A 13138-nucleotide genomic window follows, 5' to 3' on the forward strand; every position below is an offset into this window, starting at 1 on the left:
AGTCGAACTCAGGATTTGAAAGCCATGGAGATCGGCTCCCTTTCCCCCTCTCCCCTTGGGGAGAGGGCTGGGGTGAGGGGTGGATTCAACAGGCAACACATTTCTAAAGCCCGGAGCCCCCATGGCCAACGCATTACCCGACCTGAAACTGTTGCGCATCTTCGTCAGCGTGGTTCGCCATCAGGGGTTTGCCAACGCCCAGCAAGAGCTCAACCTCTCGACCTCGGCCATCAGCACTTACATGAGCCAGCTCGAAGCCGCCCTCGGTCTGGTCCTGTGCCATCGCGGCCGCGGTGGTTTCAGCCTGACCAGCAAAGGCGAGCTGTTTCACCAGGAAACCCTGCGTCTGCTCGGCGAACTCGAAGGCTTCGAACAATACGCTGCGGCGCTCAAGGGCGAACTGCGGGGCACCTTGAACCTCGGCGTCATCGACTCCACCGTCAGCGACAAGGCCTTGCCCTTCGCCGAAGCCATTGGCGCCTACAGCCAGGAACACCCGGCCGTGCATTTGCATTTGTCGGTCATGAGCCCTTACGAGCTGCAACTCGGCGTGCAGGACAACCGCCTCGACCTGGCCATCGGCGCGTTCTCCACGCGCATGAGCGGTCTGGTGTACATGCCGCTGTACCGCGAACAACACTGGTTGTATTGCAGCAGCCGTCATCCGCTGTTCACCGAACGGCGCATTCCCGAGCAAGTCATCACTCAGCAACGCATGGTTGGCCGCGGCTACTGGAGCCAGGCGGAACTGGCACGTCACGGTTTCAAGCACAGCGCGGCGACGGTGGAAAGTATGGAAGCGCAGCTGATTCTGGTGCTGTCCGGCGCCTACATCGGTTACCTGCCGGAGCACTACGCCCAGGCGTGGGCGGACAAGGGCGATTTGCGGGTGCTGCTGCCGGCGACCTTCGGGTATCAGGCGCCGTTCTCGATGATCGTGCGCCGTGGCCGCAGCCGCGAGCCGCTGATCCAGACCTTCCGCGATTTGCTCAAAGCGCAACTGAATCAGGCTTGAAAACAATGTCCAGAATCCAATGTCCGCGCTGCCTGCGCCCGCAAACTCACTGTTTGTGTCCGCTGATTCCGAGCCTCGACAGCCGCACCCGAGTGCTGTTGTTGCAGCATTCCAGCGAAGTGAACCATGCACTGAACACCGCACGGTTGGCGGCGTTGGGGTTGAAGAATGCCGAGTTGATAGTGGGCGAGGTGTTCGAGGATTTACCGGCATTGTTGAATCAACCGGGCTATCAGGCTCGGCTGCTGTTTCCTGCTGACGATGCGCAGCCGTTGCAGGCTTACACGGCAACTGATCAACCATTGTTGCTGGTCGTCCCGGACGGCACCTGGCGCAAGGCGCGCAAGATGCTGCACCTCAACCCGTTGCTGGCGGCGCTGCCGAGGGTGACGTTGGCGCAGGGCGGGGTGTCGAGATATCGATTGCGCAAAGCACCGGGGCCGGGCGCGTTGTCGACGGTGGAGGCGATTGTTCAGGCGTTGCAGACCCTCGAAGCACCGACCACTTTCGAACCGTTGCTGCGGCCGTTCGAAGCGTTGATCGAGGGGCAGATTGCGGCGATGGGGGATGTGGTTTTTCAGCGTAATCATGGGCCGAAATAGTCGTTGTGATTGAGGGCCTCTTCGCGAGCAGGCTCGCTCCCACAGTTGACGGAGTTCTTCCTGAAGAAATGCGATCCACTGTGGGAGCGAGCCTGCTCGCGAAAGCGGTGGAACAATCACCAATAAACCTAACCAGAAACTATCTTTCGCGCATCGCTTCGGTCCGGGCTTTAAGCACCGGTTTGAGCAAGTAATCCAGCACGCTTTTCTCCCCGGTGATGATGTCCACCGTCGCCACCATCCCCGGAATGATCAGCAACGGTTTCACATCCCCGCCCAAGTGATTCTTATCTGTTCTCACCTGAATCAGGTAGAAGCTGTTGCCCTTGTCATCCGTAATCGTGTCCGCCCCAATCAACTCCAGCTTCGCACTCAGCCCGCCATAAATCGTGTAATCGTAAGCACTGAACTTGACCATCGCTTTCTGCCCCGGATGCAGGAACGCCACGTCCTGCGGCCGCACTTTGGCTTCGATCAGCAAGTTGTCTTCAATGGGCACGATTTCCACCATGTCGCTGCCCGGCTGGACCACGCCGCCGATGGTGTTGACCTTCAGCACTTTGATAATCCCGTGAACCGGCGACACCACTGTGGTGCGGGTGACGCGGTCATCGATAGCAATGCTCGATGCCGTGATTTTCGACAGGTCGGTGCGTTTTTCATTCAGCTCTTTCGCCGCGTCGGAGCGGAAGGATTGTTCGGACTCATCAATCTTGCTTTTGATCTCATTGATCGCCGATTCCGCACGGGGAATTGCCAGGGTCGTGGCGTTCAATGAACCGCGAATCTCCACCGCACTGCGTTTGAGTCGCAATATTTCCACCGGCGAAACCGCCCCGCTGCCTACCAGCGGCGCGGACATGTTCATTTCTTGTTGCAGCAATGCCAGGCTTGAACTGTATTGGCCCTGCTTGGAGCGGAACTCTGCCAGCTCCTGAGTTTTTTGCCGAAGTTGCTCACTCAAGGTGCGCTGTTCGCTGGCCAGTCGACGTTGTCGTTGCTCGTGCAGCGAGCGCTCGTCTTCGGCCACTTGCGGCGCCTTGGCGATCACTTCCGGGGAGAGCTTGAACGGCCGGCCTTCCGCTTCGGCCGACAGCCGTTCGACCTGCGCGGTCAGCGCATAACGATCCGCCTCGCTTTCGCCCTTGTTCGACAGGAATCGAGTGTCATCGAGGCGCAGCAAGGTGTCGCCCTTGTTCACCATTTGCCCTTCGCGCACGAAGATCTCAGTGACGATGCCGCCCTCCAAGTTCTGGATCACTTGAACCTTGCTCGACGGAATCGCCTTGCCTTCGCCCATGGTCACTTCCTGCAGCACCGCGAACTTGGCCCAGACCACCGCCGTGATAATCAGCGCAGCCGCCAGCCACACGGTGATCCGCGACCAGCGTGGCGAATCCTGCAACGAGGCGCCGGCGGTTTCCGGCATGAATTCGCTTTCGGCGCTTTTGCTGAAACTGCCAAAGTAGCCGCGCGGCTTCGAATCAGAGCGCGACGCGTCGGATGATGAACGGGCCATGGCTAGCTCCTAGACAGCCGCAGAGCCGACACGGCCCTTGCGCAGTGCATCGATGACCACTTCTTTCGGACCGTCGGCGACGATCCGCCCGTTGTCCAGCACCACCAGCCGATCCACCAGGCTGAGCATCGAGGTGCGGTGGGTTACCAGCAGCAGGGTTTTGCCCTGGACCCAGCGGTGGAGTTTTTGCCGCAGAACGTCTTCGCTGCTGTTGTCCATGGCACTGGTGGGTTCGTCGAGCAACATGATCGGCGGATCCAGCAACAAGGCGCGAGCCAGCAACACCGCCTGACGTTGACCGCCGGACAGCAGTTGTCCGCGTTCACCCACCGGCCGGTCGAAGCCTTGCGGATGTTGACGCGCCAGCTCGGTGACGCCGGTCAGTTCGGCGACTTCGAGCATCCGTGAATCGCTGATGTAGCGTGCGCCGAGGGTCAGGTTGTCGCGCAGGCTGCCGGCCAACAGCGGCAGGTCATGGGCGACGTAACCGATTTGCTGGCGCAGGTCGGCGACATCCAGTTGCCGCAGGTCCAGACCGTCGAGCAGCAGCTGGCCTTCTTCCGGTGCGTAGAAACCCATCACCAGCCGCGCCAGCGTACTTTTGCCCGAGCCGCTGCGACCGATGATGCCGATCCGCTCGCCGGGTTTTACGCTGAAGCTGATGTTGGCCAGGGCCGGAGCGTTCTGGCCGTTGTAGTGGAACGTCACACTGCTGACGTCTATCGCGCCTTGCAGTTGCGTGCGTTCAAGCGGCCGTTGTTTGGCGTCGCGTTCCTGCGGCAAGGACATCAGCGCATCGGTACTTTTCATGGTCAGTTGCGCTTGCTGATAGCGCGTGATCAAACCGGCAATCTGCCCCAGCGGCGCGAGCACCCGGCTGCCGAGCATGTAGGTCGCCACCAGCGCGCCGACGCTGAGGTTGCCGGCGATGATGCTGTAGACCCCGGCGACGATGGTCGCCATGCCGCAGAATTGCTGGATGAACAGCGTGCCGTTGGTGGCCAGTGCCGAGAGGTTGCGCGCATGGCTGTCGAGGCGGGTGAGGGCGCCGTGGGTGCTTTCCCATGTGTGCTGGCGTTCGCTTTCGGCGCTGCAGGCCTTGAGGGTTTCGAGGCCGCCGAGGGTTTCGATCAGCAGCGCCTGGCGTTCGGCGCCCAGGGTCAGGCTTTTCTGTACGGTGTCGCGCAGGCGCACCTGGATCACCATCGCGAAAATAATCGTGATCGGAAACGCCAGTAACGGAATCACCACCAGCCAGCCGCCGAGCAGGCCGATCACCACCAGCATCAGCACGGCAAAGGGCAGGTCGATCAGGCTTGTCAGCGTTACGGCGGTGAGGAATTCCCGCAGGCCCTGGAAGTCATGGATGCTTTGGGCGAAACCACCAATGGTCGCCGGCCGCGCTTTCATCGCCATGCCGGTAATGCGTTCGAACAACGTGGCCGAAAGGATCACGTCAGTTTTCTGCCCGGCGGTGTCCAGCAGGTGCGCGCGGACCACCCGCAACACCAGTTCGAAACCGGTGCCGATCAGCAAGCCGATGGACAGCACCCACAACGTCGACGTGGCCTGGTTCGGCACCACCCGGTCGTAGGTCTGCATCACGAACAGCGGCACCATCAACCCCAGCAGGTTGATCAGAAAACTCGCCAGAATCGCGTCGCTGTACAGCCACTTCGACAGCTTCAAAGTGTCTCGAAACCACGCCTCCACCCGCGGCACCAGCGGCGAGCGCAAGTCTTCGAGTTCATGCCGCGGCCGCGCGAACAAGGCTTGGCCGCTGTAATTTTCGGCCAGTTCGTCCGTGCTGACCCATTGTTCACCGCCGTCGGCTTCGCTCGGCAGAATCAGCAACTGACCGTCATCGCCGAAGCGTCGCAGAATGGCGGTGCGGCCGTTGTTGAGGATCAGCATCACAGGCAGGTTGAGGGCGGAAATGTCCGCCAGTTCACGGCGCAGCAATCGCGCCTGCAAACTGGCCCGGGCCGCTGCGCGAGGTAGCAGGTCCAGGCTCAAGCGTTGTTTGTTCAGGGGAAGCCCGGCACTCAGGCTGGCGCGACTGACCGTCGCGCCATGGAGTTTGCAGAGGATCAACAGACCGTCCAGAAGCGGGTCATCGAAACTCAAGCGCGGATCGACACTGATGTTGCCGGTTTCCATGCTGGTCACATTGATCTCTCCATAGGCCTACTTCAGTTCAGGCAAACGGGCTTCGTTTTTTACTTCCGAGGAGGCGATCGCATCGGCGGGCAACACCACCCGTTGTTTGCTCAGCAACTGACCCATGTTCGCCAGCACGCGGTACATCGAGTACTCCTCGGTGTAGCGCACTTCGGTGTAGCGGCGGTTGGCGTTGTAGAGCTCATTTTCACTGTCCAGCAGGTCGAGCAGGGTGCGTTGACCGAGGCCGAACTGGTCCTGATACGCCACGCGTACGCGCCCGCTGGTGTCCGCGTATTCGCGGGCGGTCGGGGTTTGTTTCTTGGCGTTGACCATGGCGTTCCAGGCCAGGTGAATGTTCTCGTTGAGTTGGCGCAGGGCATTGTTGCGGATGTCCATCGCCTGGTTGATCTGGTGCGCATTGGAGGCCAGGCGAGCTTTGTCGCTGCCACCACGGAACAGGTTGTAGTTCATCACTACGCCGACTCGCCACTCGTTGTCGTGGCCTTCATCGCCCTGCACGTTATTGTTCGCACCCACGGCGGCTTCGGCGTCGAAGCGAGGGTAGAACGGCGACTTGGCAACTTCGTACTGGCTCTCGGCCGATTGCACATCGGCCTGGGCGGATTTCAGGTACGGGTTGTTTTCCACCATGCTTTGCTGGGCTTCCTGCAGGGTGGCGGGCAGTTCGCCGCGGGTCGAGGGCGGGGCTTCGAGTTCATCGGGCAGGCGCCCCACGACGGCGTAGAAGTTCGACTCGGCATCCGCCAGATCGACTTCAGCGGTATCGAGGTTGTTTTGTGCCAGTGCCCGGCGAGCGACGGACTGGTCGGAGTCGGCGGTGCTGCCGATACCACGCTGGGTGCGCAGACCGATCTGATCGTTGACCCGCATGTGAGCTTGCAGATTGTTCGTGGCCAAGGTCACCAGTTCGCGGCGCTTGAGCACTTCGAGGTAGACCTCGATGGTGCGCAGGGCCAGATCCTGAGCGGTGCCCTGAGCGTAATAGGCCCGGGAATTGACCACGCCTTTGGTGCGCTGGACTTCGTTGGAGGTGTTGAAACCATCGAAGAGCATTTGCCGCAGACGCAATTCCGATTGGGTGTAGGTCAGGATTTCGGTGTGGTGATTACCGAATGCCCGGGTGCTGGTGTTATCGCTGTACCCGCGCCCGTAGGCGGCATTCAGATCCACCGATGGATAAAAGCCCCCCTTGGCGACTTTCACTTGTTCATCGGCCGAGAGGCGGCTGTCTACACGCGACGCCAGCTCCGGGTGGGTTGCGATGGTGCTCTGAATCGCCTCCGTCAATGACATGGCTTGAGCCTGAGAAGTGCAGGCCATGGCCAGCAAAATTGCGCTGCAGAGGGGGGTTAATACGCGCATGGGTGCCTCTCCCTGATTCCTAATGGTGCTTATTAGTCGCCAAATATTTGACGGAATTTATAGTGAAAACCGTTTCATGCTTGTAACAACAGAGCTAAGAACATTCTGGAGAGAACCATAGAAGAATTTTTCATAAGGCTTATGCAAAATAAAACTTATGCGCTCCGCAAAATCCAGCACATTGTTCACTGCGAAAGCCCCTGATTTATGAGCCTTAGAGCGCTCGGCGGGGCTTGAGGAAAGTTTCAAACCACAATCGACATAGGGCGGGGAAGTGCTGGAGGGGAGGGAAGCGGACGGTTTTAAGGTGACGGTTTTTTGTCACCTTTGTGGATCAAAACCGTTACGCATCGCTCAAAGGGCGACTTGTTGCGCAAGTGGATCCCGATGCCATTGATTGCAGAGGGTTTTTATCCCGCAGCAGACACGTCGCCCGCGAGCGGCACGCTTGGCGAGAACGGCGCCAGGGCAGCGGCTTACTTCAGGTAACCGCTGCCAGCAGGCGATTCCGTCAGGCAACCCGTTGGATGCCAGGAGCACGTTCTTCGCAAAAACAGGATGCCGACAGCGGTTGGCAGCGGAGGAAGTGCACATGGCTACGCTCATCGGTATTGTCAGTAAGGTCATTGGTCAGGTGTTCGCGGTTGCGAGCGATGGCACCCGACGCGCGCTGGTCGAGGGGGACCGGTTATTCGCCGGCGATCAACTGGTCACCGGGGCCGAAGGCGCGGTAGCGGTTCATCTGCAGAATGGCCAGGAACTGACACTTGGGCGTGGCAGCAGTATGGAGATGACGCCCCAGTTACTCGTGCATCAGGCGCCCCATGTGGACACTGCTGAAGCGGTGACGCCGACTCAGGCGCAACTGACCGATGTCGAGCAACTGCAAAAAGCGATCGCTGCCGGCGACGACCCGACCCAGACCGCTGAAGCCACGGCGGCCGGACCGGGATCGACCGGCGCACCCGGTGCACTGGGCGGCGGCCACACGTTTGTCATGCTTGAAGAGGTGGGCGGGCGGGTCGATCCGACCATTGGTTTTCCTACCGCAGGTTTCAACGGCATTCCTGAGTTTCCCCTGGAGCGGCTGGCCGGAAACCCGGACAACGGCGACAACGGTGCAAGCGGTTCAGGTGGTTCAGGTGGTTCAGGCGGTTCGGGAGGTTCAGGCGATCTTCCGGTGGCGCCGGTTGTTCCTGGGGCACCGGTTGTTCCTGTAACACCGGTTGTTCCTGAGGTGCCGAACAATCCGGTCACCCTCACCGGCCTGTCGGTGGCTGGAGGTGAACTGACCGTCAATGAGGCCAACCTGGCCGACGGTTCGGCCCCCAACCCTGGGGCGCTGACCAAGACCGGCACGTTTAGCGTGTCTGCGCCTGACGGGCTGACCAGCCTGAGCATCGGTGGCGTCAGCGTGATCAGCGGGGGCGTTGCCGCGGGCTTCCCACTGTCGATCACCACCCCGTTGGGCAACACCCTGACCGTCACCGGGTACAACCCGGCCACGGGGGTTGTGAGTTACAGCTACACCCTCAACGACAATGAAACCCATCCGGCCGGCAACGGCGCCAACAGCATCACCGAGAATTTCGACGTCGTCGCCACCGATACGGACGGCAGTTCGGCGACCGGGCAAATCAACGTCAACATCGTCGATGACCTGCCGACTGCTCATGCCGACGAGGCTTCGGTCGCCGAAGGCGGTATCGTCAGCGGCAACGTGCTGTGGAACGACGTCGGCGGTGCCGATGGTCTTGCCGCAGGAGGGGCGGTAATCGGCGTGCGTGCCGGCTCAGACACCTCGACCTCGGCTGTTGGCGGCCTGAATACTCAGATCAATGGCACCTACGGTTACCTGACGCTGGACGCCAACGGCAACGCCGTCTACCACAGCAACCCGAACGCCGTGAGCGGTCCCGGTGCGACCGACACGTTCACCTACACCGTGCGCGATGCCGACGGTGACCAAAGCACCACGACCATCACCATCGATGTGCACAACAGCTGCATCACAGCGGTCAGCGACAGTGACGTGACCGTCTACGAAAAAGCCCTGGATCTAAACAAAGACGGCCAGGATCTGGCGCCCGGCACGGTCACCGGCAGCCTGCCGAGCAACACCGGCGAAACCGCCAGTGGCACCCTGGTCGGTTCGGTCAGCGGCGCGGTCGGTGCGATCACCTACACCCTGGTCGGCAACGCTACCGGCACCTACGGGCAAATCCTGCTCAATCCCAACGGCACTTACACCTACACCCTGACCTCGCCGGCCAGCACCACGCCGCATGCCAACGACGGGCCGAACACCCTGAGCGAAAGCTTCACCTACAAAGCCACCGACGCTCTGGGCAACAGCACCACCAGCACCATCGTGGTCAAAATCGTCGATGATCAGCCGATCGCCCACGCCGACTCGACCGCGGTCGCAGAGGGCGGCGTTGTCAGCGGCAACGTGCTGTGGAACGACGTCGGCGGCGCCGATGGCCTCGCCGCAGGAGGGGCGGTAATCGGCGTGCGCGCCGGTTCAGACACCTCGACCTCGGCTGTTGGCGGCCTGAACAGTCAGATTAATGGTACCTACGGTTACCTGACGCTGGACGCCAACGGCAACGCCGCCTACCACAGCAACCCGAACGCTGTGAGCGGCCCCGGCGCGACCGACACGTTCACCTACACCGTGCGCGATGCCGACGGTGACCAAAGCACCACGACCATCACCATCGATGTGCACAACAGCTGCATCACAGCGGTCAGCGACAGTGACGTGACCGTCTACGAAAAAGCCCTGGATCTAAACAAAGACGGCCAGGATCTGGCGCCCGGCACGGTCACCGGCAGCCTGCCGAGCAACACCGGCGAAACCGCCAGTGGCACCCTGGTCGGCTCCGTCAGCGGCGCGGTCGGCGCGATCACCTACACCCTGGTCAGCAGCGCCACCGGCACCTACGGGCAAATCCTGCTCAATCCCAACGGCACTTACACCTACACCCTGACCTCGCCGGCCAGCACCACGCCGCATGCCAACGACGGGCCGAACACCCTGAGCGAAAGCTTCACCTACAAAGCCACCGACGCTCTGGGCAACAGCACCACCAGCACCATCGTGGTCAAAATCGTCGATGATCAGCCGATCGCCCACGCCGACTCGACCGCGGTCGCAGAGGGCGGCGTTGTCAGCGGCAACGTGCTGTGGAACGACGTCGGCGGCGCCGATGGCCTCGCCGCAGGAGGGGCGGTAATCGGCGTGCGCGCCGGTTCAGACACCTCGACCTCGGCTGTTGGCGGCCTGAACAGTCAGATTAATGGTACCTACGGTTACCTGACGCTGGACGCCAACGGCAACGCCGCCTACCACAGCAACCCGAACGCTGTGAGCGGCCCCGGCGCGACCGACACGTTCACCTACACCGTGCGCGATGCCGACGGTGACCAAAGCACCACGACCATCACCATCGATGTGCACAACAGCTGCATCACAGCGGTCAGCGACAGTGACGTGACCGTCTACGAAAAAGCCCTGGATCTAAACAAAGACGGCCAGGATCTGGCGCCCGGCACGGTCACCGGCAGCCTGCCGAGCAACACCGGCGAAACCGCCAGTGGCACCCTGGTCGGCTCCGTCAGCGGCGCGGTCGGCGCGATCACCTACACCCTGGTCAGCAGCGCCACTGGCACCTACGGCCAAATCCTCCTCAACCCCAACGGCACCTACACCTACACCCTGACCTCGCCGGCTAGCACCACGCCGCACGCCAACGACGGCGCCAACACCTTGAGTGAAAGCTTCACCTACAAAGCCACCGATGCCCTGGGCAACAGCACCACCAGCACCATCGTGGTCAAAATCGTTGATGATCAGCCGATCGCCCACGCCGACTCGACCGCAGTCGCCGAAGGCGGCGTTGTCAGCGGCAACGTGCTGTGGAACGACGTCGGCGGCGCCGATGGCCTCGCCGCAGGAGCGGTGCTCGGCGTGCGTGCCGGTTCAGACACCTCGACCTCGGCCGTTGGCGGCCTCAACAGCCAGATCAATGGCACCTACGGTTACCTGACGCTGGACGCCAACGGCAACGCCGTCTACCACAGCAACCCGAACGCCGTAAGCGGCCCTGGCGCGACCGACGTGTTCACCTACACCCTGCGCGATGCCGACGGTGACCAAAGCACCACCACCATCACCATCGACGTGCTCAACAGCTGCATCAGCGCGGTCAGCGACAGCGACGTGACCGTCTACGAAAAAGCCCTGGATCTCAACAAGGACGGTCAGGATCTGGCGGCGGGCACCGTCACCGGCAGCCAGCCAGACCGCACGGTTGAAACCGCCAGTGGCACCCTGGTCGGCTCCGTCACCGGTGCCAGCGGTGCGATCACTTACACCCTGGTCGGCAGCGCCACCGGCACCTACGGGCAAATCCTCCTCAATCCCGATGGCTCCTACACTTACACGCTGACCTCGGCGCCAAGCACCACGCCGCACGCCGACGATGGCGAGAATACCCTCAGCGAAAGTTTCACTTACAAAGCCACCGACGCCCTGGGCCATTCCACCACCAGCACCATCGTGGTCAAAATCGTCGATGACCTGCCGACTGCCAACCCCGATGCAGCCTCGGTAGCGGAGGGCGGTATCGTCAGTGGCAACGTGCTGGCGAACGACTTCGGCGACGCCGATGGGGGTGGGGTGGTCGGCGTGCGCGCCGGTTCAGACACCTCGACCTCGGTCATCGGCGGCCTGAACAGCCACATCAATGGCACCTACGGTTACCTGACGCTGGATGCAGCGGGCAACGCGGTCTATCACAGCAACCCGGACGCCGTGAACGGTCCCGGTGCGACCGACGTGTTCACCTACACTTTGCGCGATGGCGATGGTGACGAAAGAACCACCACTATTACTATCGATGTCAGCGACAGCTGCATCAAAGCGCTCAGCGCGTCGCCGACCACCTTAAACACCGGTTGGATTGCCAAAGGTGCGGACTTCACCGGCAGCGGAGCGATCAATTTCTACGGCACCAACAACGAGGCGAACCAGGCATTGGCAAATGTGCGGAACGCCTTTGCCGGCAACGTCGCGACCATGACCGCATTGCTGGTGGTCAGCGGCTATCTGGGCGCTGTCGCCAATGCCAATGATGAGGACCGCATCACCGTCAACCTCAAACAGGGTGAAACCCTTAACCTGGATCACAACCTCGCGGGCGGTCACATCGCAATGGAGTACTCCGTCAACGGTGGGGCCTTCATTGCCATCGCCGACGGCCAGACCATCACTGCCGCAGCGGACGGCACGTACCAGATTCACATCACCAACATCGACATCGATGGTCCGGGCAGCAGCGGGAAGGGGGCGGAAGACTATCAACTGACCATGACCCTCAACTACGCCGGTGCCCACGACATCACGCCAGATGCCCACGGCACCTACGCTGCCAACGACAGCCATGGCGGCAGCGACAGCGGTGCCGCGACCATCACCTATCAGGACGGCCACATCCTCACCGGCACGGCGGGCGATGATGTACTGGTGGCGGGCGCCGGCAACAACGAGTTGCACGGCGGCGCCGGCAATGACTTGCTGTACAGCGGTGCGGGCAACGACCTGCTCGACGGTGGCTCCGGCGTCGACACCGCGAGCTATGCCCACGCTACGGCCGGCGTCACCGTCGATCTGAACCTGCTCACCCCGCAGAACACGGTGGGCGCCGGCACCGACACCCTGACAGCGATCGAAAACCTCACCGGTTCCAACTTCAACGACTCGCTCACCGGCGACAACCACAGCAACATCATCAACGGCGGCCTGGGTAACGACATGCTCAACGGCGGGGGCGGCGATGACTTCCTGATCGGCGGCCTGGGCAACAACACCCTCACCGGCGGCAGCGGTGCCGACACCTTCCAGTGGCTCAAAGGCAACAGCGGCCACGACGTGGTCACCGACTTCACACCGGGCATCGACAAACTCGACCTGTCGCAACTGCTGCAAGGGGAAAACAGCACCGCGGCGTCGCTGGATGACTACCTGCAATTCAAAGTCACCGGCAGCGGCGATTCACTGGTCACCAGTATCGACGTCAGCGCCATGGCTGGCGCCGCGCCGAACCAGACCATTGATTTGGCGGGTGTGAATCTGGCCAGCCATTACGGCGTAACGCCGGGGGCGGGTGGGGTGATTGCGGGGGGGCACGATACGGCGACGATTATCAACGGGATGCTTAATGACCATTCGTTGAAGGTTGATACGGTGTGATCGGCTTTTGATTCGAGCCTGAAACGACAAAACCCGCTGCCCGATCAAACGGGGCGGCGGGTTTTTTCTGTCTGAAAAGATGTGTTGTCGGTGAGTCAGCCTTTGCGAGCAAGCCCGCTCCCACAGTTGATCCTCAGCGATCACAGATTTTGTGTTCGACAACGATCCAATGTGTGCGGGCTTGATCGCGAAGGGGCCAG

General features: G+C 61.5%; 6 protein-coding genes. 3 read left to right on the top strand and 3 right to left on the bottom strand.

The genetic code is table 11. From position 1 onward, the window contains the following. Nucleotides 1-121 precede the first annotated feature (121 nt). Together QFW87_RS07835 and QFW87_RS07840 are read left to right on the top strand one after the other, a co-directional pair. Nucleotides 122-1015 carry a LysR family transcriptional regulator gene (locus tag QFW87_RS07835; RefSeq protein WP_007945995.1) on the top strand — a complete coding sequence of 298 codons (894 nt, stop codon included), beginning with the start codon at nt 122-124 and terminating at the stop codon, nt 1013-1015. A gap of 5 nt (nt 1016-1020) precedes the next feature. Beyond that, nucleotides 1021-1617, top strand: a complete 597-nt coding sequence (locus tag QFW87_RS07840) for a DTW domain-containing protein (protein ID WP_283190209.1) — start codon at nt 1021-1023, stop codon at nt 1615-1617. 139 nt (nt 1618-1756) lie between these two features. On the opposite strand, the gene QFW87_RS07845 is transcribed toward QFW87_RS07840, so the two are convergent. From QFW87_RS07845 to QFW87_RS07855, 3 genes are read right to left on the bottom strand one after another with little or no spacing between them, the layout of a single operon-like run. Then, nucleotides 1757-3136 (bottom strand): HlyD family type I secretion periplasmic adaptor subunit, encoded by a 1380-nt coding sequence (locus QFW87_RS07845; protein WP_283190210.1) that lies wholly within the window; start codon nt 3134-3136, stop codon nt 1757-1759. Nucleotides 3137-3145: 9 nt separating this feature from the next. After that, nucleotides 3146-5305, bottom strand: a complete 2160-nt coding sequence (locus QFW87_RS07850) for a type I secretion system permease/ATPase (RefSeq protein ID WP_283190211.1) — start codon at nt 5303-5305, stop codon at nt 3146-3148. 18 nt (nt 5306-5323) lie between these two features. Beyond that, complete coding sequence (locus tag QFW87_RS07855; RefSeq protein WP_283190212.1) at nt 5324-6682, bottom strand: TolC family outer membrane protein; 1359 nt, start codon at nt 6680-6682, stop codon at nt 5324-5326. 592 nt (nt 6683-7274) lie between these two features. On the opposite strand from QFW87_RS07855, the gene QFW87_RS07860 reads away from it, so the two are divergent. Continuing rightward, on the top strand, nt 7275-12938 hold the full coding sequence (locus tag QFW87_RS07860) for a retention module-containing protein (protein WP_283190213.1): 5664 nt from the start codon (nt 7275-7277) through the stop codon (nt 12936-12938). The last annotated feature ends 200 nt before the right edge of the window (nt 12939-13138 follow it).

The sequence above is a fragment of the Pseudomonas sp. PMCC200344 genome, from assembly GCF_030053095.1.
In the GTDB taxonomy this organism is placed as follows: Bacteria; Pseudomonadota; Gammaproteobacteria; order Pseudomonadales; family Pseudomonadaceae; genus Aquipseudomonas; species Aquipseudomonas svalbardensis.